General features: G+C 44.1%; 19 protein-coding genes and 2 pseudogenes. 7 read left to right on the top strand and 14 right to left on the bottom strand.

Annotation, left to right across the window (positions count from 1 at the left end; genetic code table 11):
• Positions 1-12: 12 nt before the first annotated feature.
• The 4 genes from hrpA to AB8613_RS01970 all read right to left on the bottom strand — a co-directional run bounded on the left by hrpA (position 13) and on the right by AB8613_RS01970 (position 8,360).
• Entirely contained in the window at positions 13-3,879 is a 3,867-nt protein-coding gene (gene hrpA / locus AB8613_RS01955) for an ATP-dependent RNA helicase HrpA (protein WP_372384844.1), read from the bottom strand.
• Between the two features lie 461 nt (positions 3,880-4,340).
• Complete coding sequence (locus AB8613_RS01960; protein ID WP_372384338.1) at positions 4,341-5,552, bottom strand: OFA family MFS transporter; 1,212 nt, start codon at positions 5,550-5,552, stop codon at positions 4,341-4,343.
• Between the two features lie 22 nt (positions 5,553-5,574).
• On the bottom strand, positions 5,575-6,621 hold the full coding sequence (locus AB8613_RS01965; protein WP_008222112.1) for an alcohol dehydrogenase catalytic domain-containing protein: 1,047 nt from the start codon (positions 6,619-6,621) through the stop codon (positions 5,575-5,577).
• Between the two features lie 422 nt (positions 6,622-7,043).
• Positions 7,044-8,360 carry a MipA/OmpV family protein gene (locus AB8613_RS01970; RefSeq protein WP_372384340.1) on the bottom strand — a complete coding sequence of 439 codons (1,317 nt, stop codon included), beginning with the start codon at positions 8,358-8,360 and terminating at the stop codon, positions 7,044-7,046.
• Positions 8,361-8,441: 81 nt separating this feature from the next.
• Between AB8613_RS01970 and AB8613_RS01975 the strand changes: the two genes are divergently transcribed.
• From AB8613_RS01975 to AB8613_RS01985, 3 genes are all read left to right on the top strand, one after another.
• Positions 8,442-8,987, top strand: coding sequence for a hypothetical protein (locus AB8613_RS01975; protein ID WP_285954041.1), 546 nt, complete (start codon positions 8,442-8,444; stop codon positions 8,985-8,987).
• 24 nt (positions 8,988-9,011) lie between these two features.
• Complete coding sequence (locus AB8613_RS01980) at positions 9,012-11,039, top strand: alkaline phosphatase family protein (RefSeq protein ID WP_372384341.1); 2,028 nt, start codon at positions 9,012-9,014, stop codon at positions 11,037-11,039.
• A 133-nt stretch (positions 11,040-11,172) separates the two neighbouring features.
• Positions 11,173-11,622, top strand: coding sequence for a TerB family tellurite resistance protein (locus tag AB8613_RS01985; RefSeq protein ID WP_285954039.1), 450 nt, complete (start codon positions 11,173-11,175; stop codon positions 11,620-11,622).
• A gap of 90 nt (positions 11,623-11,712) precedes the next feature.
• Here AB8613_RS01985 and AB8613_RS01990 read toward each other — a convergent pair whose 3' ends face one another.
• The 7 genes and pseudogenes from AB8613_RS01990 to AB8613_RS02020 form a co-directional block, all read right to left on the bottom strand.
• On the bottom strand, positions 11,713-12,150 hold the full coding sequence (locus AB8613_RS01990) for a hypothetical protein (RefSeq protein WP_372384342.1): 438 nt from the start codon (positions 12,148-12,150) through the stop codon (positions 11,713-11,715).
• A 5-nt stretch (positions 12,151-12,155) separates the two neighbouring features.
• Positions 12,156-12,491, bottom strand: a pseudogene (locus AB8613_RS01995) (helix-turn-helix domain-containing protein); the annotation flags it as partial.
• 151 nt (positions 12,492-12,642) lie between these two features.
• A pseudogene (locus AB8613_RS02000) lies at positions 12,643-12,994 on the bottom strand (transcriptional regulator); the annotation flags it as partial.
• 272 nt (positions 12,995-13,266) lie between these two features.
• Positions 13,267-13,962: a hypothetical protein gene (locus AB8613_RS02005; RefSeq protein ID WP_285954036.1), complete on the bottom strand. Its 696-nt coding sequence runs from the start codon at positions 13,960-13,962 to the stop codon at positions 13,267-13,269.
• A gap of 15 nt (positions 13,963-13,977) precedes the next feature.
• A complete protein-coding gene (locus AB8613_RS02010; RefSeq protein ID WP_285954035.1) occupies positions 13,978-14,334 on the bottom strand; it encodes an antibiotic biosynthesis monooxygenase in 357 nt (118 codons plus the stop codon).
• Positions 14,335-14,641: 307 nt separating this feature from the next.
• Complete coding sequence (locus AB8613_RS02015; protein WP_102321043.1) at positions 14,642-15,172, bottom strand: 3'-5' exonuclease; 531 nt, start codon at positions 15,170-15,172, stop codon at positions 14,642-14,644.
• Between the two features lie 87 nt (positions 15,173-15,259).
• Entirely contained in the window at positions 15,260-16,798 is a 1,539-nt protein-coding gene (locus AB8613_RS02020) for a diguanylate cyclase domain-containing protein (RefSeq protein WP_372384344.1), read from the bottom strand.
• Between the two features lie 349 nt (positions 16,799-17,147).
• Between AB8613_RS02020 and AB8613_RS02025 the strand changes: the two genes are divergently transcribed.
• The 3 genes from AB8613_RS02025 to AB8613_RS02035 all read left to right on the top strand — a co-directional run bounded on the left by AB8613_RS02025 (position 17,148) and on the right by AB8613_RS02035 (position 22,734).
• Positions 17,148-17,780 carry a DUF2760 domain-containing protein gene (locus AB8613_RS02025; protein ID WP_086713135.1) on the top strand — a complete coding sequence of 211 codons (633 nt, stop codon included), beginning with the start codon at positions 17,148-17,150 and terminating at the stop codon, positions 17,778-17,780.
• The gene (locus tag AB8613_RS02030) at positions 17,780-19,741 is read left to right on the top strand and encodes an Hsp70 family protein (RefSeq protein ID WP_372384345.1); all 1,962 of its coding nucleotides are present in this window, start codon (positions 17,780-17,782) and stop codon (positions 19,739-19,741) included. Before AB8613_RS02025 ends, AB8613_RS02030 begins: the two co-directional genes overlap by 1 nt.
• A 152-nt stretch (positions 19,742-19,893) precedes the next feature.
• Positions 19,894-22,734: an Hsp70 family protein gene (locus AB8613_RS02035; protein WP_372384346.1), complete on the top strand. Its 2,841-nt coding sequence runs from the start codon at positions 19,894-19,896 to the stop codon at positions 22,732-22,734.
• Between the two features lie 156 nt (positions 22,735-22,890).
• On the opposite strand, the gene AB8613_RS02040 is transcribed toward AB8613_RS02035, so the two are convergent.
• On the bottom strand, positions 22,891-23,106 hold the full coding sequence (locus AB8613_RS02040; protein WP_054546551.1) for a hypothetical protein: 216 nt from the start codon (positions 23,104-23,106) through the stop codon (positions 22,891-22,893).
• Between the two features lie 330 nt (positions 23,107-23,436).
• Here AB8613_RS02040 and AB8613_RS02045 point away from each other — a divergent pair, with 330 nt between their 5' ends.
• On the top strand, positions 23,437-24,432 hold the full coding sequence (locus tag AB8613_RS02045; protein ID WP_372384347.1) for a sensor domain-containing diguanylate cyclase: 996 nt from the start codon (positions 23,437-23,439) through the stop codon (positions 24,430-24,432).
• Positions 24,433-24,486: 54 nt separating this feature from the next.
• Here the strand turns inward: AB8613_RS02045 and AB8613_RS02050 are convergent, their stop codons facing one another.
• Positions 24,487-24,960, bottom strand: coding sequence for a DUF2947 domain-containing protein (locus AB8613_RS02050; protein ID WP_372384348.1), 474 nt, complete (start codon positions 24,958-24,960; stop codon positions 24,487-24,489).
• 140 nt (positions 24,961-25,100) lie between these two features.
• Complete coding sequence (gene rimJ, locus AB8613_RS02055; protein ID WP_285954030.1) at positions 25,101-25,688, bottom strand: ribosomal protein S5-alanine N-acetyltransferase; 588 nt, start codon at positions 25,686-25,688, stop codon at positions 25,101-25,103.
• Positions 25,689-25,692: the final 4 nt, after the last annotated feature.

Here is a 25,692-nt window from a genome sequence, read left to right on the forward strand (position 1 = left end):
AGCTTTATTCCTTTAGCAAGCATCAATCGCGTTTTTAACACGCTTATCTGATACTGGGTAAGGCGTACCGAGCTGCTGTGCGAAGAAGCTTACACGAAGCTCTTCTATCATCCAACGCACCTCTTTTACATTTTCTGGAACCGCGATCCCTTTTGGAATTTTATTCAGCAGTTCTTTGTAATCATTCATTACTGACTCAACTTTGATCATATGAAGACGATCTTTGTTCGGGTCAATTGGCAGTTTTTCCATGCGGCGTTCAATCGCTCTCATATAGCGTAGAATATCCGGCAGGCGTTTCCACCCACATTCTGTGGCAAAACCCTTAAAAATCAAGCCTTCTACCTGAGCTTTTATATCCGAAAGTGCGAATGCCATAGAAAGATCAACACGGCCTTTTAGCTTCTTACTGATGCTGAATGCCGTGGTTAAGATGGTTTCAACTTGTTGAGCAATCTCAACTACCGTATCACCCAACTCTGCACGTACGTGCTCTTTCAGTGCTTCAAACTGCTCTGGTTCCCAAACCAAACCGCCCTTCTCTTCAATCAGCTTATCAATACCACAAGCGATACAGTCATCGATTAAATCAAGTACCTGTCCGTATGGGTTGAAGTACAAACCAAGTTTCGATTTGTTCGGCAAGTTCGAGTGCAAGTATTTGATCGGCGATGGTACATTCAACAAGATTAAACGACGCTGACCCGATTTCATTGCAGAGATCTGTTCTTGTTCAGTTTCGAACAGTTTGATCTCTACGCTGTCTTTGGTATCCACCAGCGCAGGGAAAGCTTTAACATCGTAGCCGCCACGCTTCTGTTGGTAGACTTTTGGTAGCTCACCAAAGCTCCACGTGTGCAGGTTCTGCTGTTCGATATCATCGTCTGCCACTTTAGAAAGCGTTTCTTGAACTTTGTCTTTCAGGCTCTCTTTCAGCTCATGCAGATCTTTCTGTTCTTTCAGCTTACGCTTGCGATGATCTACAGCGCGGAATGTTACCTTTAAGTGCTCTGGAATCTGGTCTAACTTCCAGTCATCACGTACCACTTCCACGCCTGTCATACGACGTAGCTCTTTCTCAAGAGAATCCAATAGCGGAGCTTCAAGTGGCGTAACACGTGCCAAGAATGCATCGGCGTAGTTTGGTGCAGGCACAAAGTTACGGCGTAGCGTTTTTGGAAGTGACTTAATCAGGCTAATCACCAACTCTTGGCGTAAACCTGGGATCTGCCAATCGAATCCGTTTTGGTCGATCTGGTTCAAGATAGGTAGCGGAATATGGACCGTTACACCATCGTTGTCATCGCCCGGCTCAAATTGGTAGCTCAGCTTGAGCTTGATACCGTTTTGGTGCCAGAAGTTCGGGTAATCCAAATCGGTAACGTGGCTTGCATCACCTCTGAACAGCATCGACTTTTCGAAGTTCAGCAGATCGGGCGTTTTCTGGCTGGTTTTCTTCCACCATGTATCAAAGTGACGGCCTGAAACAGCCTCTTCACCCACACGCTGGTCATAAAAATCGAACAGCTCATCATCATCGATCAAGATGTCACGACGACGAGACTTATGCTCTAGCTCTTCCACTTCTTGCAGTAGCTTACGGTTCTGCTTGAAGAAAGCGTGTTTGGTTTCCCACTCACCTTCTACTAATGCACTACGCACGAACAACTCGCGGCTGACGGTTGCATCAATCGCACCGTAGTTCACAAGGCGCTTAGGAACAATTGGGATTCCGTAAAGCATCACTTTTTCGTGTGCCATTACCGCCGCTTGTTTCTTCGACCAATGTGGTTCGCTGTAACTGCGTTTAATCAGGTGTTTCGCCAGTGGCTCAATCCATTCAGGTTGAATCTTCGCAATCACACGACCCCAAAGTTTCGAGGTTTCCACCAGCTCAGCAGACATGATCCACTTAGGTTGTTTCTTAAATAAGCCCGACGCAGGGAAGATATGGAAGCGCGCATTACGTGCACCTTGATATTCATTCTTCTCTTGGTCTTTCATGCCGATGTGCGAAAGCAGACCTGATAGTAGTGAGATGTGAATACCATCGTAGCTACCCGGCTCTGTATTCAACTTAGTATCCAGTTCACGCATTGCTTGATGAATTTGGAAGTACACATCTTGCCATTCACGGATACGTAAATAGTTCAGGTAATCTTGCTTACACTGTTTGCGGAACTGGTTGCTCGACAGCGCTTTTTGCTGCTGCTTGATGTAATCCCACAGGTTCACAAACGTGATGAAGTCAGACTCTTTATCGAAGAAGCGCTTGTGCTTATCGTCAGACGATTGTTGCTTGTCTGATGGACGCTCACGCGGATCTTGAATCGACAACGCAGACGCAATCACCATCACTTCGTGTAGGCATCGGTTACGTGGCGCTTCAATTACCATACGTGCTAAACGCGGATCGATAGGCAGTTTCGCCAGCTTACGACCAATCGCGGTTAGCTTCTTCTTGTCATCGCCGTGGTTCTTGTTTTTATTCGCAGACGGTTCGACTGTCGCGATTGCACCAAGCTCTTCAAGCAGCCTTACACCATCTTGAATGTTGCGCTTATCGGGCGCTTCAACAAATGGGAACGCTTGAATATCGCCTAAGCCTAGCGCTGTCATCTGAAGAATTACAGAGGCTAAGTTAGTGCGAAGAATCTCTGGGTCCGTAAACTCTGGGCGCGATTCGAAATCTTCCTCTGAGTACAGACGAATACAGATACCTTCCGCAACACGGCCACAACGACCTTTACGTTGGTTGGCACTCGCTTGAGAGACAGGCTCAATCGGTAGGCGTTGTACCTTAGTGCGGTAGCTATAGCGGCTAATACGCGCCGTACCCGGGTCGATAACATACTTGATGCCAGGAACCGTTAACGAGGTTTCTGCCACGTTAGTTGCCAGCACGATGCGTCGACCAGTATGAGACTGGAAGATACGGTTCTGCTCACCTGCCGATAGACGTGCGTAAAGCGGAACAATTTCAGTATCACGAAGGTTACGTTTGCTCAATGCATCTGCGGTATCACGAATCTCTCGCTCACCGTTCATGAAGATCAAGATATCACCAAGGCCTTCATCACACAGCTCATCAACGGCTTCAAAGATACCTTCGATTTGGTCGCGGTCTGAATCACTGTCATCACCACCTAATGGGCGGTAACGCGTATCTACTGGGTAAGTACGGCCAGAGACTTCGATGATTGGTGCATTATTGAAGTGCTTAGAGAAACGCTCTGGATCGATGGTTGCCGACGTGATGATCACTTTCAAATCAGGACGCTTTGGCAGCAACTCTTTCAGGTAACCCATGATGAAATCGATGTTCAGGCTACGTTCGTGCGCTTCATCGATGATGATGGTGTCGTACTGGCTTAAGAAACGATCGTGTTGAATTTCCGCCAGTAGAATACCGTCGGTCATCAATTTGATTTGGGTGTTGTCAGAGATTTGATCGTTGAATCGAACCTTATAACCAACGAACTCACCCAGCTGTGTTTCCATCTCTTCAGCAATACGATTCGCAACCGAACGTGCAGCAAGACGACGAGGCTGAGTATGACCAATTAGGCCAAAGCGGCCGCGGCCAAGCTCAGAACAGATTTTTGGTAGCTGAGTGGTTTTACCCGAACCCGTTTCACCCGCCACGATAACCACTTGGTTTTCAGCGATGGCTTTCGCGATGTCTTCGCGCTTTTGGCTAACAGGGAGAATTTCTGGATATTCAATTGTTGGTTTCTGTGCAGCACGCTGAGTTGCCGTCATCATCGACTTAGCAATGTCTAACGCAATCTCATCAAAGACAGCGTGCTTAGCTTGTTCGTTCTTAATTTTACTCGCACCAGCAATTCGCTTACTCAAACGGAAGCGATCGCGCATCATGCACTCATTTAAGGCCTTACGAAGAGAGGCTGGGCTATTTTGAGATGCGCTAGCTTTAGGTGCTTGTTGTTTGTTGTTTTGCTTTTTTTGATTAGCTTGATCAGCAGCAGAATCCGATGTCGCGTTGGTATTCGCTACATGGTTATTTTTATCTGCTTTTTCCGGAGACGAAGTCACAGCGTGTCCTATTCTTTCTCTTATATAAACTCGCGCGATTGTAGCATAAAGGAAAGGAACGAGTTAACACAAAGCAAGGAATATTAGCTGCCTAAACACCTGCTGAAACAGGGATAATGCAAACTAACGTGTTCAATTGTTAGACTAAAAACTGAAACTCATTATTGGTAGGCAGTCGATGATTCAATTAAAGAATGTTGGCTTGGATTACCCAAGCCAACATTAGGTGAAAACACGTTACTGGTAGAGACTTTGAAGGCAATAAGGCTTCACTGGTCTCGTGTTTAGTATTCCAGATTAACTTCGTCTTTTAATAGCACAGACTTATCAACGGGTTTCATTAAGTAATTCATTACGGTAATCGAAACCAAAAGCGCAGCGTAAGCCAAATAGGTGTTTTCAGCCGTCCCCGCTACCGAGGCGAGTATTCCTCCGAAGAACCCTGACACACCCCATGCTGAATAGAGTATTCCAAAGTTGGTTCCGTACGTCTTCAAACCATAATCCACCGCTGTTACTGGAGGGAAAACACCGAATAACGCACCATAAGACATAGCGCCTGCGGAGATCCCGATCATGAGAGGGATCGTGGTTTCAATGGTTGTAAAAAACACCATATTGACCGCTTGCAACATGAATATTAAGCCCAGAGTATGAACGCGCCCTATCCTGTCGAATACAACGCCGCCAATGACTCGCCCTGCGGTATTAAAAATCGCTAATAAAATGATACCCAACGCAATTTCTTCAGCGGTTAATCCTATCGATTTACTGACGTTGCCAATAGAGCCGATAAGCATGATGCCTGCTGCTGATGACACCATGAACATTAACCATATCTGGTAAAATTGTGGTGTTTTCAGCATATCTAGCCACTGGATGTTTATGTCTGATCCATATCCCGCAGCCTTTCCTCCGGGAATTTCTGAAACATATCCTTTGGGTGGATTCACCAACAGTGACGCCATCGGGATCATGAAGAGTAGACCGACACCAAGGATCTTGAACGTATCTAAGATGCCATAGTGTTCGATGAGAACGGTCGATAACGGAGCCAAATACAGTGCCGCCATCGCAAACCCACCAGCGGTTAAGCCACTAACCAACCCTTTTCTGTTCTCTGGCCACCACTTCATGGTGCATGGGCCTATACAGGCATAGGCAAAACCCATCCCCGCACCGACCATGCACCCAAAGGTAACCTGCAATTCCGCTAATGTTGAGGCATAACCGGACGCTAAAAGCCCCGCCCCGACAAGAAACACACCAAGTATTGTGACCTTCCTTGGTCCTATTTTGTCTTGCCATACCCCAGCCAAAAATAGACTTACCGAAAATGCGAACACGGAAGTCTGATAAGGCCCATCTACGTCCTTAGGATCAACACCTAGCGCCTCAGCCAAAGGTTCACTGAAAACGCCCCATACATATAGGATACCGATCGATAGGTTCACGATTAAACCTATCACGAGTATTTTAAATGGTTTACTAATCAAGCTAACCTCAACAATTCGCTGTTTATGAACAATCGTTAGAAATGATGACTTTCAACGACTTGTGGTCTGAAGCATGGATAAATGTTGAATAAGCTTCTTCTGACTCTGTTAAATTGAACTGGTGACTAATCAGTTTTTGAGGTTCCAAATAACCCGCTCTAATTTGCTTGATTAACATTGGCGTTGTGTTGGTATGAACCATGCCAGCTGTCATAGTGAAGTTTCGTTTCCACATGTCTTCTAGGTTAATCGTTGCAGATTTTCCGTGAACACCAAGTACTGCAATATTGCCCCCTGGACACACCAACTTCTGAGACATATCCCAACCAGCAGGAATACCGATAGCTTCAATCACCACATCCACACCCACATCGTCGGTCATGTCGAGGATTTGCTGCACGGCACTACCATCTGAGTTATCGATAGCATGAGTCGCGCCTAGCTCTTTAGCCACTTGCAGTCGATGAGGGTTAGTATCGATTGCATAGATTTCGCTTGGAGTGAAGAACTTAGAGGTCATTAGGGCCGCAAGGCCAACAGGTCCACAACCAATGACGGCAACAGAGCAACCCGGCTGAACCTGCCCATCTAATACACCCACTTCGTAACCTGTTGGGAAAATGTCGCTCAATAGAACCAGAGAGTCTGTATCGATGTCATCAGGAACAAGGTGCAGACTTGTATCACCATAAGGAACTCGAACGTATTCCGCTTGGCAGCCATCAATTTCATTACCAAGTAGCCAACCACCATCTAAACATTGACCAAATTTAGACACTTGACACATTTTGCAGCTACCACATGAAGTAATACATGACACGATCACGCGATCGCCTGGCTTAAACTTACTCACCAACTCACCGCACTCTTCAACGATACCAACCCCTTCATGGCCCATGATTGTGCCTGGCTTAAATGTCGCAACGTTGTTTCTTAATATATGTAAATCCGTACCACAAATTGTGGTTTTCTCGATTCTTACGATGACATCGCTTTGCTTCTCAATTGTAGGGATTGGACGTTCTTCCAATTTCGCGCTGTCTTTTCCATCAAATACATATGCTTTCATTATTCTTCCTAGCTGACGTTGTTGTTATATAAATTCGAGCTAATCATATAGAGGCAATTAAATAATTAACGTGACCAGCACAGCAATTAACAATCGATTAACAGATAACAAACACAGTTAGAGCATCATAAAAATCCAGGATGGCAACATAATATAAGTCATTGTAAATAATATAAAAAAGTTAACGAACAATGAAAGAAAGTTAAATAATCAAATAGTAGTAAAATCCAAAAAGCAAGCAGGGAATATTAGATAATCAGAATAAACCCATATATTAGATTTCAGTTAAAGTGACTTTCGAATAATTGATTAGCAGTGGCAAATAGTGATTATCTCTGTTTTCTTTGATAATAAAAAAATGCCGCTCATTGAGAGCAGCATTTTTTATATTGTCGAAATAATGGTATTGTCGAAATAATGGTTTAGAACTCGTATTGGAAGTAAACCGTGTTGTAGTTACTGCCACCTTTGATACGTCCAAATTGGGACGCATTTTCGAAGATCGCCGAGCGGTGATGCAATGAGTAACCAAACCATAAATTGTTGAGGTCATTCTTACCGATAAGGTCACCGACATTCACATCAAATGAGAAGTCCAAGTAGTTTAACAAGTGACTTGCCGTGTAGCCCTTACGATCCATTTCAGAACCTTCGATGTAAGTAATCGAATCTATATAAGACATACCCTCTGCAACACCGAATCGCCACTGCGTTGGCCAGTTAAAGGTGTAGTACGCTTTAATCGCAATGATGTATTCCGTACTACTGGATTGAACCTCTGAACTCCAATGGTGAGCGATACCTGGCGTTAAGTAGATATCCAACGGCAAGCCAAAGATCTCATCAGTTAAAGGGTGGCCATAAAAGAATGATGTAAGTTGGTTATTGTACTCGTCTTTCTCGGTGTTGAATTTCATGATGTCGCCGATATTCGACGGCGTTGCCCAACCGTGCGCGACTCGTAAATAAGGTGCGTTACTTAACTTAGGCTTAGGCGCTTTTGTTTTGTCGTTGAAGAAACCAAAACCAAGGTAAAGCTCGCCTTGGTAACGATCTTCGATAATAGAAGAGTCATAAGCGTTATCATCCAGTCGAGTCACACTGGTTGAACCCAATAGGTAAAGGTTGGAGATAACATGGTAACGCGCTTCAACACCAAGATTCAGATCAACACCTGCACCAATGGTTTCATTACCAGCTGAGTAATACTCGCTGTTGAAATCAGCGCTTTTATAACGAAGTGTCGCGCTTGGGTAAAATTCCCAGTCTCCGGTTTCATACTTAGCTTTCGCTCGTAAGTTACCGTGAAGGTTAAATTCACTGTCACTCATTAATTCCGTCTCGACAGACCAAGGACCATCAAGTTGGTAAGTCAGTTGAGCACCAAAATCCGCAGTGTCACCTTCAATTGCATTCTGTTCAGAAGCCGGGATATCAATAAAACGCATGCGAGAGATAGCATTAAAAGACCATTTCTCGTCATCGGTTTGATAGAGGTAGGCTCCCATCTCAGTACCATCAATAAACACATAGTCGTTCTTGAAAAATAGCATTGGAACAAAAGAGCTAACCGTTTGGTCCCCACCTGACGTGTCGTAAGGAATACTGGCGGTACGAAACATCGCCGCAATCCCCCACTCTTGCTCTTCAGTAGCCCACGCCACGCTGTTCGCTAGAAAAGCGTTACTTAGTAGAATTGTCCCATACGAGATGAGCTTCGGTGAAAATTTGCGCTTCATTCTTGTTTAATTACTCTTTGTAATAAGTTTTGTGGTACTGGTTAGACATTTATTGACTATTCTAGCCAACAATTTTTAGGTTTGATCGAGATTGACCGTTACAATAAAGAATATTCTCGGTTAAATGAAAGTATTGTGAAAGTCTCAGAATTACAAAACATTATAGACCACTTACCCAAAGATTCCGATCCAGATATTGTTATGGGTGAAGCGTGGCTACCCGAACGCTTGGTGAATACTAACCTAGACGGCGACATGCTATTCCTTGAATTTGATAATGCCCCTGAAGACAATCAAGGGGATGAAGAAGGCCGCGGTTTTGTTGAACACGAAATCGCGATGATTCGTGAAAAACTGGAGCAGGTGTTAGACGACACATCCGATACCAAGACAAAAGCCGATGCCCTATTGGCAATATTTCTAATGGGCCATGAACTTTCTAGCTCGGAAGTTATCGAAATACTTGAAGCAACTGAGTCTGAAGCAAGAAAGTCTGAGTTATCGGAGCTTGAAATAAGCAAGCCTCAAACAACAGAATTCGAAGTAATTGAACCTGAAATGCCAGAACTGAAAACATCGGTTTTCGACGCGCATGAAGCGGAAATAAAAGAACACCACGACGACTAGCCACCAACGATTTTAGGTACCGTATTGAAACCCTCTACGACATCATCTCTTCCCCTGTTACTCGCCGGACCCATTTTAAGAAAAACCACCGCGACTGAAGTGGTACTTTGGTTAGCCACCAGCTCGCCTCTTACAGGCAGAGCTGAGCTATATGTTAACGAAACAGATCTCGTTGGAGAAATCGGCCATTCCAACGTAGAGCAAGACCAACCGTTTTATACCTCATCGCTTGAAGAACATGATTCGATTCAAATCGGTACACATGCGTGGGTAACGCTAATTCGCTTACAAGGTGAGTTTCCAACCAATACGCCCCTTGAATATGATATTCACACAGAAACAGGCTCACTAAAAGAGCTCGCCCCTCACCTTGTTTACAACGGTAAATCTCGCGTTGAGTTTAAGATATCGACCTCGGCTGATTACATTTTGCATGGCTCTTGTCGTAATCCACATCATCCAAGCAAAGACAGTTTAGTCGCAGCCGATAACAAGATTGCCGATCAAAGCATCGTAGAAAGACCCGATATGCTTATGATGAGCGGCGATCAGATCTACGCCGACCATGTGGCAGGCCCGACGCTAGATGCTATTCAGCAAGTGATTCAACGACTTGGTCTTGTTGGTGAGAGCTTACCGACTGACTCGCAAATTAAAAAAATCAACAGCAGTGATGCTCTGTATAACAGTGAATACCACTTATATCAGCGTCATCACTATTTACCGCACCACACCGCTTCAGAATCCATGCTCGATAAGTTCTTCCCAAATCGTGGCATGCCGATTTTTAGTTCTACTGATTGTGAAAACCACTTGGTCACGCTGTCCGAGTTTATCGCGATGTACTTGTTGGTTTGGTCTCCAACACTGTGGCAATGCGTCAATCGAGAGCGTTTAATTGAGAATAACTTCACTCAAGGAGGACGCCAATTAACACCGACTGAGCAGCAACAGTGGCGTGATGAAAGCGTCATCATCGATGATTTCATTGCTGGCTTGCCGCAAGTACAACGTCTGTTCGCGCACATTCCGACTTACATGATCTTCGACGATCACGATGTTACTGACGATTGGAACCTTACCGTGGGCTGGGAGCATGCTGTCGATCAAAACCAGTTCGCTACTCAAGTGATTGGTAATGGCCTTGCCGCCTACTGGATGTGCCAGGGTTGGGGTAACAAACCGGAAAGCTTTAACGAAGCGTTCATCGAGCAAGCAAAACAGCTTTTTACTGTTCAAGTGCGTGCCATTACAGAAAGGCATAATGAAGCCGGTAATGCAGTGACTACTCACTCTATTAGCCGAATAGAACCAGACAAGCATCAAGCCTTCATTGAGATACTGAATCGCTTTGAAGAGTGGCATTACACGATAGATACTTCACCCAAAGTCATTGTGTTAGATACTCGAACCCGCCGTTGGCGTTCAGAATCACGCATGAATAAACCTTCAGGTTTAATGGACTGGGAAGCCTTGATTGAGTTCCAACATCAGTTACTGCATCAAGATAAAGTGGTGATCGTTTCTGCTGCGCCGATGTTTGGCGTGAAGTTTATTGAAACACTGCAAAAGATGGCAACGACCATAGGCAAGCCATTAGTGATTGACGCTGAAAACTGGATGGCACACCCGGGCAGTGCTAATACGCTGATCAGCATCTTTACCCATACCAAAACACCGACCAACTTCGTGGTGCTTTCTGGCGATGTTCACTACTCATTTGCTTACGATATCAAGCTGAGATATCGCCGAAACAGCCCGAACATCTATCAAATCACCTGTAGTGGCATTAAAAATCAATTCCCTGCTCCTCTGCTTAAATTCTGCGATGTATGGGACCGTTTGTTGTACAGCCCTCGCTCAGTCTTGAACTATTTCACTAAGCGTAAACGCTTGAAGATCGAAAAGCGAAGCCCTGACAATCAGACCTTCTATCGCCTTTCAAACCGCAGTGCGATTGGTGAATTGAGGCTAGACAGCGATGGGAAACCGCAATCGATTACCACCCTGAGCGGCGATGGCAAGGTCACGCGTTTTCCGGAACCGGACTAGGATGTGTTCCTTATTGCTGGCTTATCCGTAATGTCAGTTTTAAGTAAAGGGACTTGCGATCACACTCTGTAGGCCCAATAGTTATAACTATCAGCGTTACGGAACCCGATACAAATTTTAACTGGAGCTCGTTATGTTCAATTCTCTCACATCAATGTTTAAACAGTTGATTGAAGGCCAGGACCTAAGCAAAAACCAAGGTACATCACCTAATATCGCCGTCGCGAGTTTGTTGTGTGAAGTCGCGGGTGCCGACCATCAAATCAACGAATCAGAAAGAGTCGCTAAGCTGCAGCTTCTGCAACGTTTGCTCGATCTAGATGAAGAACAAGCAAAGGCACTGCTAGAACAAGCAGAACCAAAAGTAGAGCAATCAGTATCACTGTATGACTTTACATCGCAACTTAGAGATCTCTCTCAGGCAGTGCGAATCGATTTAATCAAAGCTATGTGGGAAGTGGCGCACGCCGACGGGGAAATTGACCCTATCGAAGACTCTGTGATCCGTAAAACAGCGGAACTGCTCTACGTCGACCACAGTGACTTTATCAAGACTAAGCTGAACGTCCTCGGTAAAAGCTAACCAAAGGCTTTCTAGTCGCGTTAATGCTCTCTATTGAATTAAGCAGTAACTATTAGAGTAAACAGTAACTATCAAAGTAAATGGTATCTATTAGCGTAAAAGGTCGCCATGCATGATGCCTTTAAGCTCTAACGGCGTGCCCTTTTTCGTCACATAAAGACCACGCTGATTTGATACCAACACACTGCGCTTACCTTGTGTTTGTTGAATATATAAGTGCTTAATATTGAACGTCTGTTTATCTTGGGCCTGATCTTGATCCAATTGATAAAAGTAGTAGTGATTCCCCCAACGTAAGAACACACCAAACATTTGCTTGGTTTGAACCACATTCCCATCGATGTCGTAACCAATGTACTGCATTTTAACACGGCCATTTTCCAATCGAAGTGAGATCTTTTCCCAGCCTACCATTGGGTATTTCGCGGTAAATTTATATGTACTTTTGGTTACGAACCCAGAAATTAAGCCTACATTTAGAATCACAAAAAGCGTCAACAAGATAGGCATCCAAAACTTACGATTCATATCGGCTATCCTTGCTCATCTTCATTGTCGTCATCACAAGAGAGCGATTTAAACTGATGGCTCATCTCTTTCCAACGCCCATTGATCAACGCAACAGCTTGAATGTTCTGACACCCAACTCCGATGCGATGTAGATAGAGCGAATCAACACCGAGTTCTGACACGGTATTCAACTCGGCTAAGAGCGCTTGATCAAAATTCAAACTGTCGTGATAAACATCCATGCCGCGATAGGTCGTCTTATCCATAAAAAACGCAAACTGATAAAACAGCATAAGAATAAACACACTGACAATGGTTCCGGCGATGCTAGATTTGTGACGAACAATAAAGCGCTGCACCTGACGCCATTTTTGTGATTCCTGTTGCTGCGTTAATAGTGGCTCGCCTGCATTGCAGTCACGCTCGGTATTAGCCCCCTTGAAACCGAGGTTTCGCTAAGATCTTTAGCTAGAGGAACTTCAATTTGAGGTGCTTCAACTTGACTAGCAGAAGTCGAGTTTGATAGATAACTATTAAGCTGTTGAGGTTTACTAAAACTGTATCCTTCCTTTTGAACCGTTAGAATTTTGCAATCACACCCGATTGAATTTAAGGCTGTGCGAATGTTCTTAACCGCAACGTTGAGCGAGCTTCCCGTGACGACCCTGCCCGGCCAACAATGCTCAAGCAAGAAGTCTCGACCAACGGCCTTCGGGCTATTCTTCACAAGATGTTCAAGGATCAGACTTTCTGAGGGAGACAAGGAGACCCGCTTATTAAAGTTCGAATCGGTAAGAGTATTATTAATAAGCTCTACACCCGAATCATCTAAGGTGATTTTTTCAGGGCTATTAGCATTCATTTAGGTGAGGGGCTCGTATATAAAAAGGTCATCAAAAAGGTATTTGTTAGGTTGAGCTAATGCCGAACCATACATAGAAAAGAATGGTGATAAGTTTAACCAATAATTGAGCCAAATATAAGCTCAGCAAGTAACAAGATGAAATAAGAATAAGGTGAGTTGGTAATGTAAACTCACTCACCTTTGTACCAAACCGTGATAAACGGAACCTAGATTAACAAAGCGATATCGAATGATATCTATAACTCTCGTTTTCTATAGTTCTCTTTTCCTTATAGATCTAACTTAAAGCCCAATTCACTAACCATGACTTCAGCAAAACCTAACCGTACCGCATTCAACTGATTGGCAACTTCGCGTGCTTGTTCTTCGTTTTTAGCCAATATCGCCATTGAATAGATTGGTCTGATCATCGCTTTTTGGTTTGGCTTCTCTTGTGCTATTTCTTGGTGTTTTAAGTAAGCAGAAGTAATCACACCTTGAGCGCTCCAATCAACAACCATTTGCAGATCTTGGCTGATAATCTCGTCGACAATGAATTGATTCTCTGGCTCTTTCCAAGCGAGTTCCACTGCGTAGTTTTTGAATGCCACATCAGTGTTTAACCACTTATTACCGATATCTCTGATTTCAGTAACCTCGACAAGCTCTTTAAATTGAAATGGTAAGTTACCAATCAACTCTCTAACGTGCTGTTCACTGTCCGCTTCAATAACAAACTTGATGAGCGGAAATTTCTTATCCCCAATAAAGCTTTCAGACACGAACATGTCATGTACCAAGCCAGCATCAATCAAGTTAGCAAATGCTTTTTTCTGCTGAGGCATCACCTCAAATACCGCTTGAGCATCATCGGTTTTCCAAGCCACTGACACGCCGTATGCCGCAGCATGACTATAGCTAGAGAATAGAATCGCTGAAAATAGAAAGCTAAAAATAGCTAAAAAGGTTCCTTGAATTGTTTCCATTATGTGGTTTCCTAATTAGTCGCGAATAATTTCATACAAGTTAGGGTCAGCAGAAACCCCTTCGACTTTTAAAGGTGGTAGCTCTTTTCTCATCACTTGTATTGCATCATGGAATTGCTTCTTACTCTCCCATTCAGCGACATTGATAAAGCGGTATGTCGCGTCCGAACTTAAAGAGCGGTGCAATTTAGTGGATATATATCCGGGTTGCTTCACCAATACATCTCGCGCATCTTCCCAATACGTTAATGTCGCAGCTTCATGGACTGGCTCGACTGAAAAAGTGTTAATCAATACAACGGGTTGTGCCGAAACCAATGCGCTCACGCTTAGGGCTCCCAATGCCATTCCATACTTAATAATGTTCTTCATCCTATTCTCCTTGTTTTGGGTGAGCTAACGCTATCATCTAGCCCTACCCAATCAAGGCTACAACCTGCGATTTAATATTAATTAAAAAGCTAAATTTAAAACCAATATTATTCACTCGTTAAATAAGCGATGTAGCCATTTACTATTGATAAACCACTCGCTGATATGAGTTTTCTTTCGATAGTAATTACCCTCAAATAGCAGGTACAAAAAAACCACCTAATAAGTAGGTGGCTCTTGATTTGAATAACTCATAAGAATCAGGCTGGTTTTAAGTTTTTAACCAAGTGCCTGTTTAACGCAATGACTACAGCATCGTCAGCGCAAGCTTAGCCAAGTTGTAAGCATCAACATAACCAGAGTGCTGACGGCCTTCCCACTCAATGTTTTTCGCTTCTTGAGCGGCGCGGTGACCAATGCGTTTGTCTTTCAATCGATTCTGAACTCGATAAAGCGTTGCGATATTCAAGAACTCACTGAACGGAGGCTCGATGCCTTTCTCGATACACTCTTTGTGTAAAATGAGGTCGTCACGTCCCCACGCTGCATAGATTTTTTTTGGACCACCGAAATTTTTAATCATCGACTTGATGACAGACTCTAATGGGCGTCCCTGCTTTTCGATTTTTCGAGGTGTAATGCCCGTTAACTCGGCACAGAATAGAGAGACTTCGTCTTTCTCTGGCTTAACGTAGTATTGTGCTCGCTTCACGATAGTGCCAGATGCTAGATCAATCTCAGCAAGACCTACTTCAATGATCTCACCTGTTGTCCCTACACCGTCTTCGCTCCAACAGCACATTTCCAAATCGAAACACACCACTCGATTGTGATTCATACGTCGCCTAATTCTCTCGTCAAAAATTTCGTGAAATTGTACATGAGCCTAATAAAGAACTCGACCCTAGTCGCACTAAGTGCTCATTTAGCCTGCAATTGTGACGCGATCTCGACCATTTAACTTACTTTGATAGAGCATACTGTCGGTTTTCTGAAGTATCTCTTCAATGTTTTCTGTCGAATGAATAGTTGCACCAATACTCAACGTACAATTTAACTGTTGGCCTTTGTACTCACAATGAGAGTGGCTCACTGTACGAAGAATACATTCCAGGTATCGAGCTAACGATTCATGGTCTGATATGCTGGAAATGATACTGAATTCATCACCACCGAGACGGAACACATAATCGTCCTCCTTCAAGCTAACGGAGATAAGTTGAATCACATGAATCAACAAAGCATCACCCGCGGGGTGACCAAATTGGTCGTTGATGCCTTTAAATTTATCTACATCAAACCCAATCAAACTAAACGATTGACCAGATTCAGTGACCTTTTCTAACTCCTTGTTAAATGCACGTCGATTATAGACTTCAGTAAGGCTGTCATGGTTAGCTAAGAAGCGAAGTTCTTCGGTTCTTTCATCCAACATTTGATATAGACGTTCTTTTTCACGGATTTGCATATTCACGATATAAGCAAGTAGTAATGAAATGGTTGTACCAACCAACGCGATTCCTGTTAACACGAGATAACCATAAAAAGAGATGCAAGAATCTATTTTGTAATCAATTTTCCAATCCCGATTGGTCAATTCAATGGTCTTAGTAATGTGATGCCCTGTCACACCTTCATACCCGGCGGTTTCAAATAGAATTGGGGAATCTTCGGCTTCAAATCCCGTGTCAGTAACACGAATGTACACATCCATATCACCCACTGCTGATGCCAAAAGGTTTTCAAAATAATATGTGGTGCGCACCACACCAATCACAACACCGAGTAAGTTGTCGCTTTCGCCTTCAAATACTGGGTGGTAAACCAACATGCCGCTCTTTAGGGTATCTTGATCTAGGCCGTCTTGTATCAGACGTACCTTGTCTGAAATATTCGCTTCGCGGGTCTGTTTGATGTTTTCTAGAACACGTTTGAATCGCTCACGAGAAGAGTAAAAGCCAAGTACCTTGTCGTTAGCAGCAGTATTGGGATACAAATCAGTCGCAATAAAAGCCGGCTCACCGTCTAAGATGTAGCCATAGGTTTTTGCTTCATGCTTCGGGATGGTGAACAGCTTATAGGATGGATACTTTTCTTTCATCTGAGCCGTGTGTTCAGCAATCTCATCCGGCTCCACTTTTTGCATCCACTGCAAGCCGATTAAGCTTTTTGAGCCGTTTATAGTTTGCTGAGCAAAACGATCAAATTTATCCCAGTTTTCAGGTTCGTTAGAATAGAAAAAATTAGCCCCAGAGCCGATATAAGCCACATCATTGTCGATAAACGCTTCCAAGCTCAGTGTCTGGTGAGTAGCAAAGCTATCCAGATTCATATTTAGCGCACGGTTTTGGTTGAGTGCGACTAATATAAAACACAACACAGTAATCAAAAAACTGATCGAAAACACGACCAGTGGGAGCGTTCGTCTCTTCAACCCTGTTAGTGGGTCGGTAGTGTGTGGCATAAAGGTTCCAATTAGGCTTCGATGAACTAAAAGTATATAACGGAAGGGAATGACGCTCCATTTAAGTTTTCGTCCTAAAAATGACATAAATCGCGCACAGTTTACTTCGCCCTCACATCACAGGTTAACAATCGACCAAATCTCGACTAAATTTCAAGCTAACACACTCAAAAACCACTTGTTTGAAAACATTAAATACCACTCTTAGGCCTTGAATATGCTAGTATCCATCCATATTTATAGCTTGAAAGTGACCATTTCGGCTTCGTGCCATTGAGTTTCTTTCCAATCTGTATATTCCTTTGAACCGACGAATATACCGTTAAATCAATTTTAAAGAGAAATCACTATGATCGTTGATTTGAACCTAATTCCACAAACGTTTGATATGCTTCACGCAGGCCTAACTGCATCAAGCGTTTTACTACTGCTAATTGCTGTTTCTCGTAAATCCAAAGTGGTTGAGAAAATTGTAGAAAAACCAGTAGAAAAGATCGTTGAAGTTGAAAAGCCAGTTGAGAAAATTGTCGAAGTAGAGAAAGTTGTCGAAGTTGAACGTGTTATCGAAAAAGTAGTAGAAGTTGAATCTAAGCTAGCAACCGCACCGACTGATTCAGCAATGCAATTACTGTCTATCATGCAGCAAGAAGCGCGCTTAATCGACTTCCTAAAAGAAGACCTGACGTCATTCTCTGATGAAGAAGTGGGCGCAGCGGCACGTGTTATTCACACTGGCGGCCAAAAAGTATTAGCAGATTACGTAACGCTTTCTCACATCCGCAACGAAGATGAAGAAACTCGTATCACTGTCGCAGAAGGTTTCAACCCACAAGAAATTCGCCTAACAGGCAACGTAACGGGCAATGCACCATTCAACGGCACACTGGTTCACAAAGGTTGGAAAGCAACTGATATGAACCTGCCAAAGCTTGCTGAGAACTACGATGCATCTGTGATTGCACCGGCAGAGGTGGAGCTATAATGGAACACCAAAGTCATTCAGCTCAAGAGCATTCACAAGCACTATCTTCTCAAGAGCAACATCAGGCACCTAAGTTCAGTGTTGGTATCGATTTAGGTACTACACATTGCGTTTTGTCTTACATCGACACAAGCAATGAAGACGCTCGTGTAGAGGTGATGCCAATCCCTCAACTGACGGCGCCAGGTACAGTAGAAACTCGCAGCCAACTTGGCTCGTTCCTATACCAACCGCACGAACATGAAATGAATGCGGGCTCTCGCGTTCTTCCTTGGTCTTCTGAGCCTAAAGCTCTAGTGGGTGCAATTGCGCGTAACCTTGGTTCTAAAACCCCTATCCGTTTGGTAGCAAGTGCTAAATCTTGGCTATGCCACGGTGGTGTGAACCGTCGCGATGCGTTCCTTCCGGCAGGCAGCCCAGAAGAAGTGGAAAAGGTATCTCCTCTTAAAACGACTGAACTGTACCTTGAGCACCTTAAAGATGCTTGGAACCACGCAAACCCAGAACACAAACTGGCAGACCAAGATGTAACGATCACGGTCCCTGCTTCGTTTGATCCTGCGGCTCGTGACCTAACAGCAGAAGCTGCACGTAATGTTGGTTTCACTCACCTAACGCTTCTTGAAGAGCCACAAGCTGCTCTTTACAGCTGGATTGATAACAGCAACGACACATGGCGTGATGAAGTAAACGTTGGTGACATCGTTCTTGTTGTTGATATCGGTGGTGGTACTACCGACCTTTCATTAGTTGAAGTAACGCAAGACGACGGCAACCTAAGCCTGAACCGTATCGCAGTAGGTGAACACATCCTACTGGGCGGCGACAACATGGACTTGGCTCTTGCTTACCGCTTGAAGATGAAACTGGCGCAAGACGGCAAAGAGCTGGCACCTTGGCAAGTTCAAGCGATGACTCATGCTTGTCGCGATGCGAAAGAAGCACTGCTAAACGATGCTGAACTGCAATCTGTGCCAATCGTAGTACCAAGCCGTGGTTCTAAACTGCTTGGCGCAACGCTGAAAACAGAACTGACTCAGCAAGAAGTACAACAAACACTGGTTGATGGCTTCTTCCCTAAAGTTTCTGTGACAGAGCACCCAGTACAAAAGACACGTGGTGCACTGACTCAAATGGGTCTGCCTTACGCTCAAGATGCAGGTATTACCCGTCACATTGCTGCGTTCCTTTCTAAGCAAGCTAACGCGCTTTCTGGAAACAGCGAAACGGCTCAACAAGATTTCAACCCGTTTGCAAACATGCCGGGTATGCCAGGTGCTGAAGCGCCTGCAGCAGACTTCATCAAGCCAACGGCAATCCTGTTCAACGGTGGTGTTCTAAAATCTAACCTACTTGCTGATCGTCTTTCAGACACAATCAACGAGTGGTTGATCAACGCTGACGCTGAATTTACGAAACAACTTTCAGGTTTAGATCTAGATCTAGCCGTTGCAAGTGGTGCTTCTTACTACGGCGCGGTACGTCGTGGTCAAGGTGTTCGTATCCGTGGCGGTATTGCATCTTCTTACTACGTAGGAATTGAAAGCGCGATGCCAGCAATCCCAGGTATGGCTCCTCCAATGGAAGCACTGTGTGTTGCACCATTTGGTATGGAAGAAGGTTCAAGCGTACAAGTGCCTAGCCAAGAGTTCGGTCTAGTGATTGGTCAGCCAGTACACTTCCAATTCTTCGGTTCAACAACTCGCCGTGAAGATGAAGCCGGTACGCACCTTGATCACTGGGCACCAGAAGAGCTAGACGAGCTTCCTGAAATCCAAGTGACACTGCCTGTTTCTGAAGGCCGTCGCGAAGGTGAAGTGGTTCCAGTTACTCTGGCTTCTCGCGTTACTGAACTGGGTACTCTATACCTAGAAGCAATTGCCACTGACAACGGTCAGAAATGGCACGTTGAGTTCGACGTTCGTGAAGATTCGAACAACGACTCAAACGAACAAGCATAATGAATCAACGGCACCTTAGCGGGTGCCGTTATTTTATCAATACCGTTCCAACCCAGCCCTACCTGTTTCTCAGGAACGACGTATACGAATAACAACAATAAGACCAAATCTATAAACACACTGGTCATCACTCTGGAAGAATAAGGTTTTGTATGGCAACTCCTCGTTTTTTAGTCGGCATTGACTTAGGCACAACGAATACGGTTGTCGCTTACTGTGAAATCAACGACGACCTACAACATGCTCCCGTTTCTCTTTTCGATATTGACCAACTCATCGGCCCCGGTGAAGTGGTTCGCAAGCCTCTACTTCCATCATTTCGTTACCACCCAGCACAAGGTCAAATCTCCCCTTCTGACCTGACGATGCCGTGGGAACCAAGCCCAGTTGAAGGCGATATCAAAAATGTTATCGTCGGTGAATGGGCGCGTGAATTGGGCGCTAAGGTTGAAGGCCGCCAAGTATCAAGTGCGAAGAGTTGGTTATCGCACCAAGCGGTTGACCGTAACTCCGATATTCTCCCTTGGGCAGGCGCAGCTGATGTCGATAAAGTATCGCCGGTTGTCGCGAGTGCGAGCTACCTGAATCACATTCGCCAAGCATGGAACTACCGTAATCCTAGCAATAAGCTTGAAGACCAAGATGTTGTGGTTACCGTTCCCGCTTCATTCGATGAGACAGCACGTAAACTAACACTCGAAGCAGCAGAACTAGCAGGCTTAGGTAAGATTCTGTTACTCGAAGAGCCGCAAGCCGTTTGTTATGACTGGTATGCCCGTCACCAACAAACCGCAGCGGATGAACTTCAACAGATCCCACTGATTCTAGTGTGTGATGTTGGTGGCGGTACCACCGACTTGAGCTTAATTGAAGCCAAGTTCGATGCGAATAGCGACGGTACTAACGAGCTCGCACTCGACCGTATCGGCGTTGGCGAACACTTAATGCTCGGTGGCGATAATCTAGATTTAGCCCTCGCTCACCTTGCAGAGCAGCGCTTCACTCAAAATAAGAAGCTGAATGCCTCTAGCCTCACCAAACTGATTCAACAAACTCGCGCTGCAAAAGAGAGCCTGCTTTCTGCAAATGCACCCGATGATGTGAAGATCACCATGCTAGGCAGCGGTTCAAAACTGCTTGGCGGAACTAAGAGTATTGGTTTAACCAAACAAGAAGTTCATCAAATCGCATTGGAAGGTTTCTTCCCGCTTTCTGAGTTTACAGAAGTGCCAGACAAACGCCGCAGTGCTGTTGTTGAATTTGGCCTGCCTTACGTGGCTGACCCTGCGGTGAGTAAGCATGTGGCAGAATTCCTAGCAACTCACCAACAAGTGTCTAAAGCCGCATTGGAAAACTCAGGCTCTATTGAGTTCGATGACACTAAACCTGCAATTCCAGTTGGCGTACTACTCAATGGTGGTGTGTTTAACAGTGAATTGGTAACAGAGCGAATCACTCAGCTACTGGGCAACTGGAACGGTTCTCCAATCACAGTGCTTGATAACCCTCATCCAGATTGGTCTGTTGCCCTTGGCGCGGTTGCCTTTGGTAAAGCCCGCCGTGGCGCGCAACTGAAAATCGGTGGCGGTGCCGCTCGTTCTTACTTCTTGCATCTACAAGAGAAGAACAAGATGGGCAAAGCACTTTGTCTGCTTGCCAAGGGGACTGAGGAAGGACAAGAGATACGCTTAAACAGCCGTCGTTTCTCGCTGACTTTAGGTGAGCCAGTACGATTTAATCTACTGACTTCAACACACGATCAAATTGCTCACGACACCGCCATTCAAAACGGCGTGATGGTCAATGTGGATGCCGATTTGTTCTCTCCTCTTCCACCTTATATTTCGACCTTGGAAGGCTCAGGTACTGCAGAGCTTCAAGCCAACCAAAAAGAACGCGTCGAAGTTTTACTCGCTTGTCAGTTAACGGAAGTCGGCACACTGAAAATGGAGTGTGTAAGTACAGAAGATGACTCTAAGCGTTGGTTGCTCGAGTTTGAAGTGAGAAACAAGCAAGGCGATGAATCTGATGCCTCCACACTTCATCCAAGGTTGGAAGAGTGTAAGGAGTTGATTTCTCGCCTCTACAGTGGCAACAAAAAGAGTGCTGAATCGAAAGAGATCAAAACACTATCTAAAGATCTTGAGAAGCGACTAGGTAAACGCGATGAATGGGACTTCACGACCCTTCGCCATCTGTTTGATACCTTTTCATTAGGTTGTAAACGCCGCCGTCGTTCAGAAGCACACGAGAAGAATTGGCTGCGTTTGGCGGGTTACTCGCTGCGTCCTGGCTTTGGCGATCCGACTGACTCATGGCGTATCGAACAAATTTGGGGCCTTTACCAACAGAACATTCAGTTTAAGAACCATCAAGGTTGGACGGACTGGTGGGTATTCTGGCGTCGTGTCGCTGGTGGACTAAACCAAGAGCAGCAAGAAAGTATCTTGGCAGACATCGCTAAGTACCTTCACCCAGGTGCAATGAAGAACCCCAAAACAGCCAAAGATGCGCAAGACAATGGTTATGAAGCTATGGTTCGTTTAGCGGCGTCGCTTGAGCAACTTGAGGTTGAAGACAAAGTACTGCTGGCAAGTTGGTTCTTAAGCAAAGCGATTAATCATAACCAATTTGAACAAGCGCACTGGTGGGCGCTAGGTCGATTAGCATCAAGAACACCTTTGTATGGTAGCCAACACAGCGTGATTCCAAGAGAACAAGCTGAACAGTGGTTACCGAAACTGCTTGAACAGAACTGGCATAAAGAGCAAATGATCGCCTTTGCAGCGGTGATGATTTGCCGTAAAACCGGTGACCGTCAATTTGATATCTCTGACGACTATCGTAATCAAGTGATTGAGAAGCTAAAGCAAAGCAAGGTACCTGATTCATGGCTAACGCTAGTGAGTGAAGTAACAGAGCTTTCTGAGAGCGAGTCTAAGCGCGTATTTGGTGATGCATTACCAAGCGGCTTAAGCCTGATTAATAACTAGTTTCAGGGCTCAATAGATTGGAGCGCTAACTAGTAAAGAAAAAGCCACTTTCGATTCGTTGAAAGTGGCTTTTTTATTGGTGGCTTAAGGCTGGCATGTTTAGTCGACTTATCGCATCTTGGTTAAGAGCCTTAGCCGTATTGCAGTTCATCATTGTTAATGTTTCGTTCCTGTTGGGTTGATAGGAAAATCCGTATTTTCATAAATATCAGATAACTTTTTCGGTTTCTTCTCTTTAGCTCCTTTATTCGATTGATTATGAGTTTCGCTTAAAAGCCATTGCTCATGCATTTTTGCTGAATCCAAAAACTCTGGATCTTCCATTGCTTCCTTGCGAAGTTTATTTACACGTTCGAGAGTATCCCAAATCATAATACTTCACCTCCACTAAGGCTACACTTCCCAATATAGAGGTCCCCCCTATTGATTCAATATTTTCCGGTTAAACCATAACGAATTTGTGATTTACATATCGAAAACAGCTTTGTAAGTGAACTATTCAAACAGATAAACCACTTATTTTTATTAAAAAATAAATATGGTCATGATGATTTTCTGATTGTTTTTATAAATGCACTACCTAGGGGTTACACCTTTGTCTTATTAAAAATACAAACACAAGGAAATACACTATTTCAGATTGCAAAGGTGCAAATTTGACATTAGAGTCAACAGTATGACATTCCAAAAAAGTGATCATTTATGCCGTTTACCAATATATATCAATCCAGTTCTAAATATGCCATCAATGATCTAGTTAAAGAAATGGACCTCTCTTTATGGAAAAGTATGCTCAATAACATAGCAGAAGTGCTTAACGCGCCAGCTGTAGGGCTTATTCTCACGTCAAAAGTTGGATTCCAAAATATTGCTATGTCTTCATCACCAGGCGTAAAAGCAAACCCCGGAAAAATCATCCCTAGAGACATCAATTTGTACTGTAAGAAAGTAATGGAAACCAAGGCCATGCTTTATGTGCAAAATGCTTCCGGTAAAGAGGAGTGGAGCGACAACCCAGAACTGACGCAAATGGGTTACGTTTCTTATCTTGGGTTACCCATCTTCCAATCAGACGGCAGAATGTTTGCGACACTTTGTGCCCTAGACACTAAAGAGACCTCTTATAAACCGATACAGATAAATTTAATGGAGAGTATTCGTGCTCTATTAGAGAGGGAGGTCCACACTGCTGAGCAGGTACGAAAATTAAAATACACTTCTAATCATGACGAGTTAACTCAGGTTTTTAATAGACGAGCCATATTAAGTGAATCCCCTAAATTCATCGATAGTACTATAGATAGTGGAGTTAGTATTGGAGCCGTCTATTTTGATATTGACGGCCTTAAGTATGTCAATGACAACTTTGGACATAATATTGGCGACCAATATATAAAGTCGTTCTCTCATTCACTTCAGTACAACACCCGCAAGGAAGATATTTGTGGAAGGCTTGGAGGAGATGAATTTATCTTATTATGTAGAGACATCACAGAAAAATCCTTAAATAAGATTCTAAGTCGAATACAATCAGACTTTGACAAACACTCTCAAAAGCTAGGTATAGATTGCCATGCTACCTTTAGTCATGGTTCACTGATTTATTCATCAAATATTCCAGCTATCGAAGAGTTAATTCGACTAGCAGACACACAAATGTATGAAAACAAAATGAGTAAACGTTATGCCCAGCTCTAATAAAAAAGCGAGCTCTAGGCTCGCTTTTCTATAGCTTTTAACTCGTTCTACAGCTTATGCTCGGTTACCGATTTTCACAGTACCGTTTGTTGCAAACCAAAGTGCTTCTGAACGACGGCGACCTAATAAAATTGGGCCGTCATCGTAGAACAAAAAGTTTTTCCAATGCTTCTTGAAAATCGCCCATTTGGTTTCAAGAATATTGTATTTTTCGTAACAAAAATAAACAGTTACATCATCTTGCCAATCGATAAAATTAAGAATCTCTTCTGGCATTTCAGGCTCATCCGCTTCCCAATGCGCCATCCAGCTGATCTCTTCATTCCAGTTCGATGCTTTGCTTGGCCAGTCTTGTGAGCTTAGGCGTTCTGCATCTGGGCTTTGAGGGCTCACGTTCTCTTTCCAGAACTGAGATGCTCTCGCCTGTGTCATTGGTTTAATCTTTTCCAAGTCCTCAGCTGGCAGTGGCATTGACTGGTGAGTAAAAATCCATTTTCTTTGGTATTCGTCCAAAGTTGTGTATGACATCAAAATTCCTCAAATATCTTCTCAGGCTGATGGATCTACCATGCCTATATGTTCTTTTTTGATACAGCGGCGATGTCTTATCGCTTGATATTCGCTGCCTTTAAATTCGTTGTTAGCTTGTGCGCTTAAATACTATTTATTTAAACATTACGTTTGTCTTCCCAGTTTGGGTTAACTAACGCGGTCAGTACATGGTCTTCCCATTTACCGTTAATCTGTAGGTAGTCTTTGGCAAAGCCTTCTCGAACAAAACCAAGATGTTCCAATACGCTCGCACTGCGTTCATTGTGAGGCATGTAGCCCGCCATTAAGCGGTGCATGTTCTGCACATCAAACATGTAGTCTTTGGCCATATTCAAGCCTCTGCGCATGTAACCGTGGCCTTGTGCACTTTGAGCCAATGAGTAGCCAACGTTACACGCGTAGAACGGGAAACGAGACAAATTACTGAACGAGATAGTCCCTAACATTTCGTTAGAGTCCGCATTAATCAATAAACAATAGTAACCAAGCCCCATTTTATGAAGCTCGTTTAACTTAATCAGGCGCTGTGCCCAGCCCGTTCTATCAAAAAATGCATCTTCGCGAATTGGCTCCCAAGGTTTCAGGTACTCTCGGTTAACCTGAAAATACTCACTGATCATAATCGCATCATCTATCTCAGCGGTGCGCAAAATCAGATTCCCATCTCGCTTGTAAATGCGTTCCGGTGTGCTCAAATCTTCCATAATC

It is taken from the genome of Vibrio sp. BS-M-Sm-2 (genome assembly GCF_041504345.1).
Lineage (GTDB): Bacteria > Pseudomonadota > Gammaproteobacteria > Enterobacterales > Vibrionaceae > Vibrio > Vibrio satsumensis.

Coding starts and splice junctions, on each gene's coding strand:
- AB8613_RS02005 (WP_285954036.1), bottom strand. CDS start 13,962: ATGGAAACAATTCAAGGAACCTTTTTAGCTATTTTTAGCTTTCTATTT.
- AB8613_RS02010 (WP_285954035.1), bottom strand. CDS start 14,334: ATGAAGAACATTATTAAGTATGGAATGGCATTGGGAGCCCTAAGCGTG.
- hrpA (WP_372384844.1), bottom strand. CDS start 3,879: ATGATGCGCGATCGCTTCCGTTTGAGTAAGCGAATTGCTGGTGCGAGT.
- rimJ (WP_285954030.1), bottom strand. CDS start 25,688: ATGGAAGATTTGAGCACACCGGAACGCATTTACAAGCGAGATGGGAAT.
- AB8613_RS02035 (WP_372384346.1), top strand. CDS start 19,894: ATGGCAACTCCTCGTTTTTTAGTCGGCATTGACTTAGGCACAACGAAT.
- AB8613_RS02050 (WP_372384348.1), bottom strand. CDS start 24,960: ATGTCATACACAACTTTGGACGAATACCAAAGAAAATGGATTTTTACT.
- AB8613_RS01985 (WP_285954039.1), top strand. CDS start 11,173: ATGTTCAATTCTCTCACATCAATGTTTAAACAGTTGATTGAAGGCCAG.
- AB8613_RS02045 (WP_372384347.1), top strand. CDS start 23,437: ATGCCGTTTACCAATATATATCAATCCAGTTCTAAATATGCCATCAAT.
- AB8613_RS02020 (WP_372384344.1), bottom strand. CDS start 16,798: ATGCCACACACTACCGACCCACTAACAGGGTTGAAGAGACGAACGCTC.
- AB8613_RS01970 (WP_372384340.1), bottom strand. CDS start 8,360: ATGAAGCGCAAATTTTCACCGAAGCTCATCTCGTATGGGACAATTCTA.
- AB8613_RS02025 (WP_086713135.1), top strand. CDS start 17,148: ATGATCGTTGATTTGAACCTAATTCCACAAACGTTTGATATGCTTCAC.
- AB8613_RS01990 (WP_372384342.1), bottom strand. CDS start 12,150: ATGAATCGTAAGTTTTGGATGCCTATCTTGTTGACGCTTTTTGTGATT.
- AB8613_RS02030 (WP_372384345.1), top strand. CDS start 17,780: ATGGAACACCAAAGTCATTCAGCTCAAGAGCATTCACAAGCACTATCT.
- AB8613_RS02015 (WP_102321043.1), bottom strand. CDS start 15,172: ATGAATCACAATCGAGTGGTGTGTTTCGATTTGGAAATGTGCTGTTGG.
- AB8613_RS02040 (WP_054546551.1), bottom strand. CDS start 23,106: ATGATTTGGGATACTCTCGAACGTGTAAATAAACTTCGCAAGGAAGCA.
- AB8613_RS01965 (WP_008222112.1), bottom strand. CDS start 6,621: ATGAAAGCATATGTATTTGATGGAAAAGACAGCGCGAAATTGGAAGAA.